General features: G+C 39.9%; 13 protein-coding genes, 1 pseudogene and 1 riboswitch. Of the genes and pseudogenes, 12 read left to right on the top strand and 2 right to left on the bottom strand.

Features of this window, described 5'->3' with window-relative positions; translation table 11 throughout:
* Nucleotides 1-88 precede the first annotated feature (88 nt).
* From UP17_RS04310 to UP17_RS04355, 10 genes and pseudogenes are all read left to right on the top strand, one after another.
* Nucleotides 89-1,129 (top strand): annotated as a pseudogene (locus UP17_RS04310) (alkene reductase); the annotation flags it as partial.
* 183 nt (nucleotides 1,130-1,312) lie between these two features.
* Complete coding sequence (locus tag UP17_RS04315) at nucleotides 1,313-1,843, top strand: P-loop NTPase family protein (RefSeq protein WP_061461810.1); 531 nt, start codon at nucleotides 1,313-1,315, stop codon at nucleotides 1,841-1,843.
* A 513-nt stretch (nucleotides 1,844-2,356) separates the two neighbouring features.
* Complete coding sequence (locus tag UP17_RS04320; RefSeq protein WP_061461811.1) at nucleotides 2,357-2,698, top strand: thioredoxin family protein; 342 nt, start codon at nucleotides 2,357-2,359, stop codon at nucleotides 2,696-2,698.
* A gap of 107 nt (nucleotides 2,699-2,805) precedes the next feature.
* Nucleotides 2,806-4,005 (top strand): FAD/NAD(P)-binding oxidoreductase, encoded by a 1,200-nt coding sequence (locus UP17_RS04325; protein WP_061465968.1) that lies wholly within the window; start codon nucleotides 2,806-2,808, stop codon nucleotides 4,003-4,005.
* A gap of 38 nt (nucleotides 4,006-4,043) precedes the next feature.
* Nucleotides 4,044-5,477 (top strand): MBL fold metallo-hydrolase, encoded by a 1,434-nt coding sequence (locus tag UP17_RS04330; protein ID WP_061461812.1) that lies wholly within the window; start codon nucleotides 4,044-4,046, stop codon nucleotides 5,475-5,477.
* A 189-nt stretch (nucleotides 5,478-5,666) separates the two neighbouring features.
* Nucleotides 5,667-6,848, top strand: coding sequence for a MalY/PatB family protein (locus UP17_RS04335; RefSeq protein ID WP_061461813.1), 1,182 nt, complete (start codon nucleotides 5,667-5,669; stop codon nucleotides 6,846-6,848).
* Between the two features lie 62 nt (nucleotides 6,849-6,910).
* Complete coding sequence (locus tag UP17_RS04340; RefSeq protein WP_061461814.1) at nucleotides 6,911-8,356, top strand: sigma-54 interaction domain-containing protein; 1,446 nt, start codon at nucleotides 6,911-6,913, stop codon at nucleotides 8,354-8,356.
* Nucleotides 8,357-8,596: 240 nt separating this feature from the next.
* Nucleotides 8,597-10,075 (top strand): amino acid permease, encoded by a 1,479-nt coding sequence (locus UP17_RS04345; protein WP_061461815.1) that lies wholly within the window; start codon nucleotides 8,597-8,599, stop codon nucleotides 10,073-10,075.
* Nucleotides 10,076-10,173: 98 nt separating this feature from the next.
* Nucleotides 10,174-10,551 carry a Rid family detoxifying hydrolase gene (locus tag UP17_RS04350; RefSeq protein WP_061465969.1) on the top strand — a complete coding sequence of 126 codons (378 nt, stop codon included), beginning with the start codon at nucleotides 10,174-10,176 and terminating at the stop codon, nucleotides 10,549-10,551.
* 104 nt (nucleotides 10,552-10,655) lie between these two features.
* Nucleotides 10,656-11,651 (top strand): D-cysteate sulfo-lyase, encoded by a 996-nt coding sequence (locus tag UP17_RS04355; protein ID WP_061461816.1) that lies wholly within the window; start codon nucleotides 10,656-10,658, stop codon nucleotides 11,649-11,651.
* Nucleotides 11,652-11,942: 291 nt separating this feature from the next.
* Here UP17_RS04355 and UP17_RS04360 read toward each other — a convergent pair whose 3' ends face one another.
* A complete protein-coding gene (locus UP17_RS04360; RefSeq protein ID WP_081108697.1) occupies nucleotides 11,943-13,280 on the bottom strand; it encodes an alpha/beta hydrolase family protein in 1,338 nt (445 codons plus the stop codon).
* 350 nt (nucleotides 13,281-13,630) lie between these two features.
* Nucleotides 13,631-13,796: riboswitch (M-box (ykoK) riboswitch) on the top strand.
* A 280-nt stretch (nucleotides 13,797-14,076) separates the two neighbouring features.
* Here UP17_RS04360 and mgtE point away from each other — a divergent pair.
* Nucleotides 14,077-15,435 (top strand): magnesium transporter, encoded by a 1,359-nt coding sequence (gene mgtE / locus UP17_RS04365; RefSeq protein WP_208857042.1) that lies wholly within the window; start codon nucleotides 14,077-14,079, stop codon nucleotides 15,433-15,435.
* Between the two features lie 8 nt (nucleotides 15,436-15,443).
* Here mgtE and UP17_RS27315 read toward each other — a convergent pair whose 3' ends face one another.
* Nucleotides 15,444-15,623, bottom strand: a complete 180-nt coding sequence (locus tag UP17_RS27315) for a hypothetical protein (RefSeq protein ID WP_155727222.1) — start codon at nucleotides 15,621-15,623, stop codon at nucleotides 15,444-15,446.
* 314 nt (nucleotides 15,624-15,937) lie between these two features.
* On the opposite strand from UP17_RS27315, the gene UP17_RS04370 reads away from it, so the two are divergent.
* A complete protein-coding gene (locus UP17_RS04370; protein ID WP_061461817.1) occupies nucleotides 15,938-16,966 on the top strand; it encodes an NADP-dependent oxidoreductase in 1,029 nt (342 codons plus the stop codon).
* The last annotated feature ends 201 nt before the right edge of the window (nucleotides 16,967-17,167 follow it).

Here is a 17,167-nt window from a genome sequence, read left to right on the forward strand (position 1 = left end):
CACTTATCGGATAATCTTACACAATGATAGTTACTAAAAGTTAGCTCAGGTAAAGTGGTTAACAGGAGGAATTCAAATGAAAAAAATAACTAAACTGTTTGAACCTGTAACAATAGGTGCATGGAACTTAAAAACAAGAACGGCAATGGCTCCTATGACACGGTCATTTGCCGATAACGAAACTGGTGTTGTGAATGACCTGACCGTAGAATACTACCGAAAACGGGCTCAAGATGGAGTCGGGCTCATCATTACAGAAGGTGTCGTGATTTCACCAAGAGCAAAGGGTAATCCTGGGGTGCCCGGGATTTATACTCAAGAGCAAATCAATGGGTGGAAAAAAGTAACGGAAGCTGTACACGGTGAAGGCGGAACGATCATTGCGCAAATCTGGCATGTTGGCCGGGCAAGCCATCATGAAATTGCAGGAGGACCTCCGCAGGCCCCTTCTCCTATCGCTGCTGAAGGAAAGGTTTCAAGATTCGGAAAACCTTTTGATATTCCTGAAGAAATGACAGAGACGGATATTGCAGAAGTAGTGAACCAATATAAACAAGCTGCAAAGAATGCGATGGATGCTGGCTTTGACGGCGTTGAAATTCATGGTGCACATGGCTACTTAATAGACCAGTTCAATTCTGACACTTCCAATAAAAGGGCGGATCGGTACGGCGGTGATTTGAAACAGCGTCTGACATTTATGAAGGAAGTGCTAAAAGCTGTTATTGATACGGTTGGAGTGGAACGTACCCTTATTCGTTTCTCGGCTTTGAAAATTGACCAGCCGTCTTACATGTGGGAAGACCCTGAAACAGCGATCCAAACATTTATTGAAGCGTTTAATGAAACAGGAGTCAAAATGATTCACCCGTCCACGATGGAATTTACCAAACCGATTGCAAGGGGACTGACCATGCATGAATTGGTACGCAGCCACTGGGATGGAATTATAGTTGGTGTGGGAGGGCTTGATCCTGAAACAGCAGAAGCCGCACTGGAAAAGGGCACAATTGACGTTGCGGCGATTGGACGTCCGCTTATCGCCAACCCGGATTATCTGGCAAGAATTAAGCATGAAGAAAAACTTGTTGATTACGAGGCAAAGAAACATTTAGGGCAACTTATTTAATAGAGAAAAAACATAGTCTTTTTTAAATGTCAGTGTACAAATAACCAATCATTTTATTCTTTCAAATTACTGATGCGATTCTTCATTAAGAAGGGTCGCCTTTTCCCTATGGAGCTAAAGGGAAGAAAGAATGATGAAACAACAAATCATTCCCAATACCCAAAGTAGAAAGCTGGTATATCAATGGAACGTATTATGGTTATAGGAGTATCCGCGGGCGTCGGAAAATCTACTTTTGCAAAAAGACTAGGAGAAAATTTAAATATTGATGTACATCATTTGGATACATTCTACTGGAGGCCTGGCTGGGTGGAAGCTCCTTTAGAGGATTTTATTTCTGCTCAGAAGGAAGTATTGAGTGATGACAAGTGGATAATAGATGGTAATTATAGTAATTCTTTTGACTTACGTTCTGAGCATGCCGATACGATTATTTATTTAGAACTCCCTCTCCGTGTTTGCCTTTACCGTGTTGTAAAACGTTGGTTGTCTTATATAGGGAAAACAAGACCTGATATGGGTGAAGGCTGTCAAGAAAAATTAGACTGGCAGTTTGTTAAATTTATAATGACCACCTACTTTCCACGTAAGAAAAAAATGAAAAAAAGACTTGCAGATCTTCAAAGAAGTGAGCCTGAAAAGATAATGGTTATTTTAAAAAGCAAGCAGGAAATTGAAGAATATTTGTTTAACAGGAAGGATAAGCCGGGGTGATCAGCAGATGGAATTGGTTCATGGAAGGGCTGTGAAATCAGCTCTTTATCTAATGCAATAAAGGGAAAGGCTAGTCAATTTCAGTTATACGAAACTTAAGGGAAATACTTATTAACTTTAAATGTTTGATAATCACTTTAATAATTGGTTCTAAGAGTTTATCACAGATGCAAAAAGCCTTCCTAGTCCTAGGAAGGCTTTAAGCCTGATGATAAAGGTTTTTTACTATAAATGATAGCAAAAATGGGAATTTCCAAAGAGTGAAATGTACAAACAAAGCGGTTTTACAGGAGAAAATTAGTTGGCATGGTTTTTGCTTGATATAAATGATGAGTAAATAGAGAAAGTAGGGAGTGATGAATCGCCAATTACTAAAGCTTTATTGGAAAGTTTGCTGCAGGAAGTGGATGTATGTATGCTCTGGATTGCAAAAGATATCTTGAAGCAAGAGCGTTCAAGTAATGAAGACAATCAGTATAGCATTGAGAACAAAATTTAGGGAGGATTGTAATTATGAAAGAGATAAAAACAAAGCAAGAGTTTGATGAGGCGATTTTATCAACAAAACCAGTTGTTGCCAAATTTTATGTTGAATGGTGCCCAGACTGTCAGAATACCAATTTATTCATGCCAATTGTAGAAGAAGCGTATAAAGAAAAAATAGATATGATCGCAGTAAATCGAGACCATTTACCGGAATTATTAGAGAAGCTAGATGTGTATGGAATCCCAAGCTTTATTGCTTTTCAAGAAGGGAGGGAACTTAATCGCTTTGTAAGTAAACTCGGAAAAAGCCAGGAGGAGGTTGAACAGTTTCTCAATCAAATCGTAGTGGAAAGTGGAAAAGTCATTTAATTGGGCGGACGCCCATCGAAAAAGATTTCGGTGCCGCTTCCAATCTGAAGCGTCAAATTGATAAGCTGCTTTATAAAATTGATATGAGGTGATTAAGAATGGCAAAGATGAAGAATGAGACACATTATAAAATTATGATTGTAGGAGGCGGCAGTGCCGGAATTACGGTCGCGGCACGTCTCCTGCGTGAATCACGCACTCTGAGCGGAAACATTGCCATCATTGACCCTGCGACGAAACATTATTATCAACCTTTATGGACGCTTGTAGGAGCAGGCGAAGCTGACAAAACTGTGACACAAAGGGAGGAGGCATCTGTTATTCCGAAAGGAGCCGTATGGGTACAGGATGCGGTTACCACATTTCAGCCAGATGAAAACGTTGTTTTAACAGCATCCGGAAACAAACTGCACTACGAATATTTAGTTGTCGCTGCGGGGATTCAAATTAACTGGCATGAAATCAAGGGGTTAAAAGAGAGTATTGGAAAGAATGGGGTATGTAGTAATTACTCTTATGATTATGTTGATAGCACTTGGGAGGCGATCCGAAACTTCAAGGGCGGGACTTCCATCTTTACCAATCCGAACACTCCGGTAAAATGCGGTGGTGCTCCTCAAAAAATTATGTATTTGGCGGAAGAATATTTCAGAAAATCAGGAGTTCGCCAGCAATCTTCGGTTATTTTTGTTTCAGGCAGCCCATCCATATTCAATGTAAAAAAATATGAACAGGCACTAAACAAAATAATTGAACGAAAAGAAATCGCAACATATTTTATGCATCATCTCATTGAAATTGATGGTGATAAAAAACGAGCGACATTTGAAAATCTAAATACAAAAGAGCGCGTGAATATGCAATATGACATGATTCATGTGGTACCGCCGATGAGCGCCCCGGATTTCATCAAGAATAGTTCCCTTGCTGCTAGTAATGGCTGGCTGGCTGTGGACAAATATACGCTGCAGCATGAACACTTTGACAATATATTCGGCATAGGGGATTGTACAAACCTGCCTACGTCAAAAACAGGGGCTGCTATTCGCAAACAAGCACCAGTGCTTGTGCAAAATTTACTTCATCGAATGCGTGCCAAACAAATGGTTCATAAATATGACGGCTATACATCATGTCCACTTGTTACTGGATACGGGCGGCTTATACTGGCTGAATTCAATTATGATTTACAGCCTCAAGAAACCTTTCCAATCGATCAATCCCGTGAGAGGTTCAGTATGTATGTATTGAAGAAAAACTTGCTTCCCGTTATGTATTGGAATGGGATGCTTAAAGGTATGATGTAATAGTATTTCTGATATCCATAAAAAAAGGAGGAAGATTTATGCTGCTCAAATATTTTTATGATGAGAAACTGGCCCAAGCTTCATACCTTGTGGGATGCCAAGCTACTGGCGAAGCGATCATTGTTGATCCGTCACGTAATGTAGAACCTTACATAAAAATGGCAAGAGCAAATGGTGTGAGGATCGTGGGTGTAACGGAAACACACATCCATGCCGATTTTTTGTCTGGTTCACAGGAGCTGGCTTCCAGGCTTGGGGCAACATTGTACTTATCTGATGAGGGAGGGCCGGACTGGAAATATGAGTACGTAACTGGGTATGAACACCGCTTTCTAAGAAATGGAGATGTATTTACGATTGGAAATATCCATTTTGAGGTGATTCATTCACCAGGACACACACCTGAACATATATCACTGCTTATAACAGATGGGGGTACAGTTACCAAGGATCCACTCGGGATATTTACTGGTGATTTTGTATTTGTCGGTGATGTGGGGCGCCCCGATTTATTAGAAAAAGCCGCAGGGGTGCACGGGTCCTCGGAAAAAATGGCACGCAAGATGTATCGGTCTCTGCAGCAGTTTAAAAATCTTCCTGACTATCTGCAAGTATGGCCAGGGCATGGAGCGGGCAGTGCCTGTGGAAAAGCGCTAGGAGCAATCCCATCATCAACCATCGGATATGAAAAACGGACAAATTGGGCACTGCAATATGATAATGAGGAGGGCTTTATAGAAGCGCTGTTGGCTGGACAGCCGGAGGCACCCTCTTATTTTTCAATGATGAAGCGGTTGAACAAAGAGGGTGCGCAGCAAATTCGAAGTATAGCAGCGCCACTTCGTATGGCGGTTTCAATAGATATTGTACTGGAATGGGCGAAACAGGGAATTGTCATTGATACACGTCCGGCCAGTGAATTTGCCAAAAAGCATATACAAGGTGTAATTAATATCCCTTATAACAAATCATTTATAACCTGGGCGGGATGGCTGTTGGACTATGACCGACCTTTATATCTTCTCGCAAGCAATGATGTTGTGGAAATTATTGTGAATGATCTCCAGTCCATTGGATTGGATCACGTCGTTGCAACAATGGAACCATATATCGATGAGATGGCAGGAGAAATTGATTCGCGTGTAATGAAGTATGAAGAAGTGACAATGGACAAGTTAGATGTTGCTACTCAATCAGACCGTATATATGTGCTTGATGTCCGAAGCATGGGCGAATGGGAGGAAGGCCATATTCCGCAGGCGAAGCATGTGATGCTTGGTCATTTACAAGAACAGGCACACAAAATTCCACATGATAAACCAATTTTGGTTTATTGCAAAACCGGCGGAAGATCGGCCATCGCTGCAAGCCTTCTACAAGTTCATGGTTTTAAAGAAGTACAAAGCCTTGTAGGCGGATATGAGGAATGGAGAAAACAGCAGAAGTTGCGCCCTGCCAGAGATGCTAAATGAATTCTTTGAATTTTATCATACATGCGAAAATACTTACCATAGTTGCAAATGTGCCAATGCTTAGAATGGAAAATTTTTAAAATAATCACCGCGGTATAAGGAGATTTTATAGAAGAAATGGGTTGGCATGGCAATTGCATATATAAAGAGGCAAGGTACACAAGCGAACATGAGAAGGAGAGATACTCGATGAAATATAATTTCGACCAAGAAATCCGTCGACTGAACACTGATTGTGAAAAATGGGATAAACTTGAAAGTCAATTTGGGGTAAAGGATGTTATACCGATGTGGGTGGCCGATATGGATTTTCAGTCTCCACAACCTATCATCGAAGCATTAAAACAGCGTGTGGAGCACGGTGTATATGGCTACACACTTAGACCGGACTCTTATATGGAATCGATTGTAAGTTGGCTAAAACGAAGACATCGATGGTCCATTGAGAAAGAATGGATTACCCACAGCCCAGGTGTGATTCCAGCCCTATCGTTGGCGATTCAGTCCTTCACTCAGAAAGGGGACAAAATAATTATCCAACCTCCTGTATACCATCATTTTGCCCGTGTGATTCAAGCGAACGGCCGTGAAATTGTAAACAACCCGCTTAAGCTTGAAAATGGACATTATTCCATAGATTTCGCAGACCTAGAGGCAAAGATGGATTCAACGGTAAAAATGTTGATTTTGTGTAGTCCTCATAACCCGATTGGAAGGGTATGGAGCAAAGAAGAATTGACAAGATTGGGACAGATTTGCATGAAGCATAACATTCTCGTTGTGGCAGATGAAATTCATTGTGACTTTGTTTATAAGACACATACTCACATTCCTTTTGCCTCTATATCAGAAGAGTTTGCAAATCATTCTCTTACCTGCATTGCGCCAAGCAAAACTTTTAACCTGATGGGTGTACAGACGTCAAGTATCATTATTCCAAATCAACAACTGCGCGATAGGTATGATCGAGAACTTAATACATTATCCATTGGTTCGCCGAACATATTTGGCGTTGTTGCGTTAGAGGCTGCTTACCGACACGGAGAAGAATGGCTGGATCAGCTCCTTGAATATTTGCAGGGGAATTTGGAATTCACTCTGAATTACTTCAGCAAAAGCATCCCGCAAATTAAAGTCATCCAGCCGGAAGGCACATACCTTGTATGGCTGGATTGCCGGGAACTGGGTTTTTCAGTTAAAGAATTGGATGAATTTATGTTACGCAAAGCAAGGGTTGCAATGAATGAAGGGCTCATTTTCGGTATGGAAGGTGAAGGGTTCATGCGGCTCAATATTGCTTGTCCGCGTTCGATGTTGAAAAATGCTTTGGATGGCATAGAAAAAGCTATCTCCTCTTTGTGTAAAGCGTAGAATTTATGCAATAATAAAATTATTTTATTATTGCATATAACGTTATAGCAGAGGAGGATAATATGGCAGGCTTTATCGGCATACAGCAGTTTATTCAAGATTACGCTGAGAACACAGCAGGAATCCTTGGTCTGGATATAACCGTGCTTGATGAAAAGGGCGTTCGCATTAGCGGAACTGGCTACTATAAAGATCTCATTGGCAAAACCGCTCCGGAAGGCTCCTTTTTCAGAATGATATTGGAAACAGGGGAGCCTGGAGTGGTTTACGACGTGAAAAGAGATGAGTCGCAGTGCAGGAGTTGTAAATTCGTGAATCAATGCAAAGAACTCGCCACCATCGGGTTTCCTATTGTAAAGCAAGACAAACCAGTTGGCGTCATCGGCATGATTGGTTTTTCCCATGAACAAAAGGAGAAAATGATTATAGAATCAGAGAATCTTATACAGTTTTTACGCTATGTTAGTACATTGTTGGTCAATAAATTAGCAATGCTGGACCCTGAGAAGGAACCGGGTTGCAAAATTCAAGAAGAGATTCCGATTCCCCCGAAGGTTTTTACTTTTGAAAACATTCTTGGAAAAGATTCCGGGCTTAAAGATGTTATTAAGAAGGCTAAAAGGATTATAAACAGCCCTTCCACTGTTTTGATCAGGGGAGATAGCGGAACGGGGAAAGAATTAATTGCCAAAGCGATTCATTTTGAAAGCAAGCGGCGGATGCATTCATTTGTGGCAGTTAATTGCGCTGCCATTCCTGAGAGCTTGTTGGAAAGTGAGTTGTTTGGTTATGAGGGTGGCTCATTTACCGGGTCAAAGCGGAATGGGAAACTGGGGAAATTCGAATTAGCACATAACGGGACCATTTTTCTTGATGAAATTGGAGATATGCCGCTTTTCTTGCAGCCAAAGTTATTACGGTTTTTACAAGAAAGAGAGATTGAAAGAATCGGTGGAAAAAAAGCAATCCAGATTAATGTACGGGTGATTGCAGCCACTCACCAAAACCTGGAGGAAATGGTGCGGAATGGCACTTTTCGCGAGGATTTATATTATCGTCTCAATGTCATCCCTCTCCATACCAAACCTTTAAGGGAGCGGCGTGATGATATCGCTTTGTATCTTGAACATTTCATGCATAAACATTGTAAGATCATGCAAAGACACCCATTGAGATTTGATCCCATGCTGGAACGATGGCTTATAAGCTATGATTGGCCGGGGAATATACGGCAGTTGGAAAACGCCGTAGAATATATGGCAAATATGGCTGAATCAGATATCGTCTCCTTCCATGATTTACCTGACTATCTGTTTCAACAGGATCCTCTTTCTGTAGAGTGTAGAGGGTTAAGTTTAGAACAAATGATTTCTGAATATGAAAAAGACGTAATCCAGAGCTATTTCCTGGCTGAAAAATATCGGCATGATAAGGAACAAATTGCCCGGGAACTACAGATTAGCCTCTCTACTCTTTATCGCAAGTTGGAAAAATATAAATTATGTTAACTTCATAGAAAATATCTATTTTATCTCAATTAAAGTTTCTTAAAATAAAAGCGGGAGAGTGCATATCATTTTCTCGCCTAAATTTTAGAAGGGTGAGGACAAAAGCTGAAGGTATAGAGATATTTTATAAAATAACTGAAAGTTCTGTAAATGAATGATGAAGAGATTTATTGAAATAACAGCCAGATGAACCTTGCATACAAGTTGTATTTGAACAATGAGTAAAAAGGGGGATACACTATGGGGAAATTAGAAGCAGAGATAAGTAACACCCTAGAAGAGCGAAATTCAAAAGGATCATTACAAAGGAAGCTGCAATCCAGACATTTAACGATGATGGCTATAGGTGGCGCTATCGGAACTGGATTGTTTGTATCCAGCGGATCGACGATTAGCACTGCGGGGCCGGGGGGAGCGCTTGCTGCATACATTCTGGTAGGGATCATGGTCTATTTTGTTATGAATAGTTTAGGAGAGCTATCGGCCTTCTTACCGCTCCCGGGGGCCTTTGACATCTATGCCTCAAAGTACATTGATCCTGCATTAGGCTTTGCATTAGGTTGGAACTATTGGTATACAACCGCGATAACGGTTCCTGCAGATTTGGTGGCCTCTACTCTTATTATGAAGTATTGGTTTCCGGACTCACCTTCTATCTTGTGGAGTGCACTATTTCTGGGTTTGTTGCTAATCTTAAATGTTTTATCAGTCAAGGCATATGGGGAAAGTGAATACTGGTTTGCCGGCATTAAGGTCATCTCGATCATCGTATTTCTCGTTATTGGGGTTGCCATGATTTTTGGAATTATGGGAGGACATGCGGTCGGGTTCAGTAACTTTACACAAGGAGATGCTCCTTTCCATGGCGGGCTTGTATCTATCTTTAGTGTAGTGCTCATCGCGGGCTTTGCGTTCCAGGGAACTGAGGTGATTGCGACGGCAGCCGGTGAAACCGAAAATCCATCGAAAAACGTACCGAAAGCGATTCGGTCAATCTTCTGGCGAATCCTTATTTTCTACGTGTTGACGATTTTTGTTATCGGTTTAATTATTCCTTATACGGATCCAAACCTGCTTAAATCGGGTGTTCAAAATGTATCTATCAGCCCTTTCACGCTTGTTCTTCAAAGAGCTGGGTTGGCATTAGCCGCTTCCGTCATGAATGCTGTGCTGCTTACATCTGTTTTATCAGCAGCAAATTCAGCAATGTATGCTTCTTCACGTATGCTATGGGCACTGGCGAAAGAAGGAAAGGCACCACGAATCTTTGCACGGCTTAACAGGAAGGGAATTCCCATGTGGGCCCTTTGTACAACTGCTTTTATAGGACTTGCCTCTTTTTTGGCTTCCCTTTTTGGAAATGGTTCAGTTTTCATTTGGTTGATAAATGCTTCAGCCCTTACCGGATTTATCAAATGGTTCGGGATTGCCGTTAGTCATTACCGCTTCCGTAAAGCCTATGTAGCCCAAGGCAGAGATCTAAATGAATTGCCGTTTAAAGCCAAATGGTACCCGCTGGGCCCGGTCATCACGCTATTATTTTTTGTGGTTTTCATTTTTGGGCAGACTTTTTTTTACGGAGATCAAATTAGCTGGGCAGAAATTATAGCGACGTATATAGGTCTTCCTATTTTCTTGCTTCTCTGGCTTGGTTATAAAATCATTAAGAAAACAAAAATAGTTCCTCTGATGGAGTGTGATTTTGAGCGCAAAGAATAAGAGGGAAGGCTTGTGTGAATGTAAGTGTTTTATTCAAAGGAGAATTAAATTCAATTCCGTTTTTTAATAGGATTGCAAAAAAAAAAGAGGTGGTTTATATGTTAAAAGAAACAATCATAACCAATGAAGCCCCAAAGGCTATCGGTCCTTATTCACAAGGTATTAAAGTAGGAAATGTAGTGTATACTTCAGGGCAGCTTCCCATTCATCCTGAAACTGGAGAAATGCCTGATAATATTGAGGAGCAAACAAGGGTGTCATTGGAGAATCTTAAGAAAGTTATAGAAGCGGCGGGAGCAAACTTACAGCAGGTAATAAAAACAACGGTTTTTTTAAGCGATATGAGTCACTTTGCTGCAATGAATCATGTATATGGAGAATTTTTTTTGGATGATTATCCTGCTAGAAGTGCGATTGAAGTTGCTCGTTTACCTAAAGATGCTTTGATTGAAATCGAAGCAATTGCTATAATCTAATAATAATAATAATAATAATAGAAAAGAGAACGTCAAATTGATATTCTCTTTTCTTTACTTTACATAGGGTAGTCCTAGACAGAGAATACAGGAGGAGAATTAATATGAATTTAGCGCAATTCCCGAGACGTCGATATACACCAACAAATACACCCATGGAGAAATTACATCATTTTTCTGAAGTACTTGGGGGCCCATCCATTTATCTTAAACGAGATGATTTACTTGGGCTGACGGCTGGTGGAAATAAAACAAGAAAACTAGAGTTCCTTGTAGCCGATGCAATGGAAAAAGGTGCGGATACCTTAATTACATGTGGGGGCATTCAATCAAATCATTGCCGCTTAACACTAGCCGCTGCCGTTAAAGAGAAAATGAATTGCATCCTTGTGTTGGAAGAGGACCTTTCAGAAAGTTCAGAGCCGGATTTTAACGGTAACTATTTTCTGTATCATTTATTGGGCGCTGAACAAATCAAAGTTGTACCTAATGGAACAGACTTGATGAAAGAAATGCAGAAAGTAGCTAAAGAGGTAACGGAAGAGGGATATAAACCTTATATAATTCCGGTAGGGGGATCGAATACAATTGGTGCAACGGGATATGTTGCTTGTGCTCAGGAGATTTTGACACAGTCCTTTGATCAAGGAGTCAATGTGAATGCTGTTGTTTGTGTAAGCGGCAGCGGGGGAATGCATGCAGGTTTGGTGACTGGATTTTATGGCAATCAAAGTAAAATACCGGTAATCGGAATAAACGTAAGCAGAGGAAAAGCCGAACAAGAAGAGAAAGTTTTTCAGCTTGTTAAAGAAACTTCAGCACACATCGGCGTTCCGAATTCAATCCCTCGTGAGGCTGTTGTGTGTTTTGATGAGTATGTCGGACCTGGTTATGCTTTACCTACGCCTGAAATGGTGGAAGCTGTCAAGCTCATGGCCAGAACAGAAGGGATTTTACTGGATCCGGTTTATACGGGTAAAGCGGCAGCGGGACTCATTGATTTAGTAAAAAAAGGCACATTTAAGCCGGATGATAACATTCTATTCGTACACTCTGGCGGCGCCTCTTCGTTATACGCCAATACTTCCCTCTTTTATTGAGGTATAATTATATTATATAGTGTACCCATCAAAACAAGTAGAAAGATGGGCAGGGAATATCCTCTCTTATAGGGAATAAACTCCAAACTGAGGGAGCCAATAAATTTGGCTCCCTGTTCCTATTTAAAAAATAAAATTTATCATTATCAAATCATTGATAGGGTAATGCAATAAAGAATACCCCCGCTGAAGTTTTGTATTTTTTATCTTAGCTAGGGACTTTCAGAATTTACCCTAATATTGATCATTTGATGCATTTTTGCAACCCCCGGGAGACCCAATTCTCAATTATCATTTTAATGGATCATCATTACTGGTGATGTCATGTTTGTTTAAAAATTCAAGAATTCCATTCACCAATCCAGGTGATAACGGTAGTTCAGGATTTGTATAGGTTGCTAGATTCCCCTCTCGATCTGCAGGGGCTTCTTTCAATACATGATTCATCTTTTCGATTATAAGTAATTCAGAATCGCCTTTTTCCTTGTACAAAGCTTTTGCATTATTGGGAGCAACTTGAATATCTCTATTCCCGTTTACGATTAGAACAGGGATTTTTAGTTCTTTTACTAATTCTATCGGATTATATTGAATCCAAGAAATCATGTAGGGTTGAACAGAAGGACGGAATACACTATACAAGTCTGCGTTGACAGACTCGACTTGTTTACCTTGTTTTAGATTTGTCAGAATATCCTTGGATTCCGTTAATAACGCCGGTGTCAACTGCTCTTCAAGCTGTTTAACAAGTACTTGGTCTATAGGTTCGCCTGCACCCGCTAATGAAATGAATATGTCTGTCTCCGTTTTCTTTGCAGCTGCCATTCCAATTAAAGAACCTTCACTATGGCCGATGATGCCAACTTTGGAAAAACGCCGATCCTTCTTAGCAAATTGAACCCAAGCAGCTGCATCATCAATATATTGTTCAAATCTCAGGTCCTCTTCTTTTCCTGCTAATTTCATATTTTCCCCTACACCGCGCTTATCGTACCTTATGCTTGCAATACCTTTTTCCGCAAGACTTTCGGCTAACATTTTCAAACTATTATTTTTCCCGGGAATTGCAATGGTGTTCCCATCTTTATCAGTCGGACCAGAACCCGCAATTATAATCATCACAGGAAAAGGGCCTTCATTTTTTGGTGTTTCTAAAAGGCCATTAATTGTTCCTTTCTTTAAGTCGGCCTGCACAACTTCACCTGATTCTTTTTCTGCAACTTCCTGATTGGATTTCTTAAGCAATTCAAAGGGGTACTCTTGCCCATTCTGAGCAAATGTTCCTGAAATCTTTTCCTGATCGACTTTCCCATCAAACGTTATTTGCTGATTTTGAATTTTCATATCAAAAAATAAATCTGATTTACTTAACTTAACACTTGTTAAGGGGAATTCGTTCAATCCTTGTACAGGAATACTTATAGTTCCATCTTCCTTCGTGAAATGAACAATAATTGGAAGGGGTTGATTGGGAATCTTTATATCTCCTTCCCACTTACCTTCAATATCTTTCAATGAGCTCACTTCCTTCAAATTCTCATCCACCTGTTCCGCCTCCTTGATTCTGCAACCTGCCATTAATACTAAAGCGCTTACGATGATACATATAATCTTTAAAGGTCTTTTCATTTGAGCAACTTCCTTTCTTTATTAGAACTTTATTGTCGTTTTCTGTTTCAGTCACTCTTTCATTATTGATATTTGAATCACTTCTATCAGTCTTCATTATAAATATGTATTAATATGGATTTCCAATTTTTTCCCTCAAGGTGGTATTTATTTTTCCATAAAAGTGTACATAATAGATTTAATGGCTAATGAGGCTGTGTCTAATATCGGTATGTTTAAGGACGGTGCTGTTCTCAAAGTAGATTTTTTTTAAAAATTATAGCGGTAGCGATATTAGGTCAATATCAGAATTTTTTATAGAACAAACATTGACTTCTAAAAGAAACTCTTTTAGAGTAGATGTGTAAATTAAATATCCTCGTTAGGTGAGGCTCCTGTGTAGGAGATACGCTACTGCCCAAAAATGTCGAAAGACGCCAATGGGTCAACAGAAACCATCGACATAAGGTGGTTTTTAATGTAGCTGGCTTTGTCCTATGCCACACAGTGCTAAAGCTCTACGAATGGAGGAACTGGATTTATGCTATGTATTTGTCATTCAGTCATATACGACTGTTTTATTTGTCATCCAGACAATGTACGCATATATACCGTATTTTTGACGCCTTCATTTGTAATGGAGGTGTTTTTATTTTTTTCCTGGAGGTGAGGATTTGGATCCTTATTCGCGACGATATACTCGAAACTTAGTGAAAATTGAATAAACACAAGATTTTGGAAGGGGAATAATAATATTTTTTTTACTCTTATTAAGGAAATATTTTTTTGCTCCCCTAAAAAGGAGTGAGTGGCAAAAATGATAAAAGTCTTGACAGAAGACCAAATAACTTTACAAATGATAAAAGTTTTAAAAGAAGGAAAAAAGAAAGAATTTCAAGCAATATTAGAAGAACTCCATCCATATGACATTGCTCGGATTTTTGAGGGACTCCCAGAAAAACATCATACACGTTTCTTGCTGTTCCTTAATTCAGAACAAATCGCTGAACTGATTCAAGAGCTTGAAAAAGTACATCAATTAAAGATTCTTAGTAAATTAGGAATAGAGAAATCCGGGCATGTAATGGATTTAATGGATAATGATGACCTAGCTTCATTGTTAGAGAACCTATCCCCTGGGAAAATTGAAGAACTTCTTTCAGGCATGAAACAAGAAGAATCTAAAATCGTTCAAAATATCATGAATTATCCCCCTGAAACGGCGGGACGAATAATGACAAACCGTTTTGTATGGATCCCCCAACATTATACGGTCCGTGAATCAGTTGAAAAACTTAAAATATTTGCGGAGTTTTCGGAAACGATTAACTATCTTTATGTAATTGATAATGATAAAAAATTAGTTGGTGTTGTCTCATATCGGGATTTAATAATAAATGATGAATCTGAAAAAATTAAAGATATTATGTACAGCCGAGTGATCTCCGTATCGGCTTATGAAGATCAAGAAGAGGTTGCCGGTGTTATTGAGCGTTATGATTTTTTAGCAATCCCTGTTGTTGAAAAAAATAATGAGTTATTAGGAATTGTAACCGTTGATGATATTATTGATGTTGTCATTAAAGAAGCAAACGAAGATATTGAAAAACTATCGGCATCCGGTAAAGCTATTGATTTTGACACGAAGGCCCATGTGGCCGCATATCGTCGGCTCCCCTGGCTTATTTTACTTTTATTTATCGGATTAGTGTCAGGAACTATTATAAGCAGTTTTGAAGAAACCTTGTCCAAAGTTGTTGCACTTGCTTTCTTTATGCCGATGATCGCAGGGATGACTGGAAATACAGGTACCCAATCTTTAGCTGTTGTTGTAAGGGGCCTAATCACTAGTGATACGGATAAGGGAGTCGTAACCAGACTTATTATACGGGAACTGAAAGTTGGATTGATAATAGGCATTACCTGTGGAATATTAATTTCCATCATAGCTTATGTTTGGCAGGGAAATCCCGTTCTGGGATTAGTGGTTGGAAGTTCGTTAGTCATGACCCTAATTATTGGGACCTTAGCTGGGACCATCATTCCTCTAATCTTATATAAACTCAACATCGATCCCGCAGTTGCTTCTGGTCCATTAATTACAACACTAAATGATATACTCTCGTTACTTATTTACTTTGGAATTGCGACGATGTTTATTTCAAAATTGATGTAGACCATCCATTAAACCAAGTTCACATATGTTTGCAAAGTTTTTTCAAGGGCGAGCATAGCCTCAATGATTGCAGTGAAAACTGTCCAGGCTGACGTTTTAAACCAGGAATATAAATAAGAAGAAAGAAAGAAAGTAGCTGCTGAGCTTGACCATTTGCCAAGCAGATCAATAAAGATAGTGTATTTCAAGCTGCGGCCTTTTCTCGGTATCCAAACGGGGAAAGGCCGTTAAATTTCCAGGAAGCGAACCGTATATGGTAGAAGTCGACGTACATTATTTATGCTTAAAACGAACATTGTAGGACAAAGCATTTTCCTCATGTCCTTTATATGAATGAAAAACATGGGGCATAATAGGTCGTAGCAAGTTTAGGACTTTCAAGAAAGGCTACATAAAGAGTGATATGGAAGCAAAAGGCAATCATATTCTTTGACCTATGAACTTCAACAGTGATACGCTTCTTTTCGATATTTACGCATTCAAAATCAAGGAGGAACGAATGATGACACAAACAAAACAACAAAAAATCACCCTGGCAAACCGTCCAAAAGGTATGCCTTCGAAAGAAGATTTTAACTTTGTTGAGAGTGAAGTTCCCACACCAAAAGATAATGAGATTTTAGTAAGGACGCTATATTTATCTGTCGATCCATACATGCGTGGCAGAATGCAAGATACCAAATCATACATTGCTCCATTTGAATTGAATAAAGTCATCACGGGTGGCGTTGTTGCTGAAGTTGTTGATTCCAAATCGAATTCTTTCAAACAAGGGGATGTCGTTGTTGGGAATATCGACTGGGCGGAATATACAGTTGTCACTGAAAAGGAAATCCGCGTGATTGATCCCAAGGTGGCTCCGATCACAACGCATTTAGGGATTCTTGGAATGACCGGTTTGACAGCTTACTTTGGTTTGCTTGATATTGGTAAACCTCAAGAAGGTGAAACTGTAGTTGTTTCCGGAGCGGCTGGAGCAGTTGGTTCAGTAGTCGGACAAATTGCTAAGATAAAAGGTGCGAAGGTTGTTGGCATCGCTGGTTCAGATGAAAAACTTGAGTACTTAACGAAAGAGCTCGGATTTGATGGAGCCGTAAATTATAAAAGTGATAGTTTTGCGGCAGATTTAGCTAATGCTGTTCCTGATGGAATCGATGTTTATTTCGATAATGTGGGCGGCGAGGTGACAGATGCTGTTTTCACACTTTTGAATGCGAATGCCCGAATTCCATTATGCGGAGCGATTTCCTCGTATAATGCAGAAGGGAAAGATCTAGGACCGCGTCTGCAATCGGCGATGATCAAAACGAGTGCACTTATGAAAGGTTTCACAGTTGGAAATTATGCCGCTAGATTCCAAGAGGGTGCGACGGATTTAGGTAAGTGGCTTCAAGAAGGAAAGCTGAAGTATGAAGAAACGATTATTGAAGGGTTCAAAAACACTCCTGATGCATTTTTAGGTTTGTTTAAAGGAACGAACCTCGGTAAGCAGCTTGTAAAAGTTGCGGAACCTGAATTCGCTCAACTCTAAGTATTATGGAAATAAAGCTGAGGAAGTTCCTTTGTTGTGATTTTTAAGCAGCTTATAATAAAAACGGCCTTTTTTCGATATTCAATCGGGGAAAGGTCGTTTTCCTTTTCATAAAAAGATATCCCAGACTTTAGGCAAATTTGAACGTTGCCTACAGGCACTCACTTAGCGCAGGCAATCCGCCCAAGGTGCCTTTGCGCC

The sequence above is a fragment of the Peribacillus simplex genome (assembly GCF_001578185.1).
GTDB classification, from domain to species: domain Bacteria; phylum Bacillota; class Bacilli; order Bacillales; family DSM-1321; genus Peribacillus; species Peribacillus simplex_A.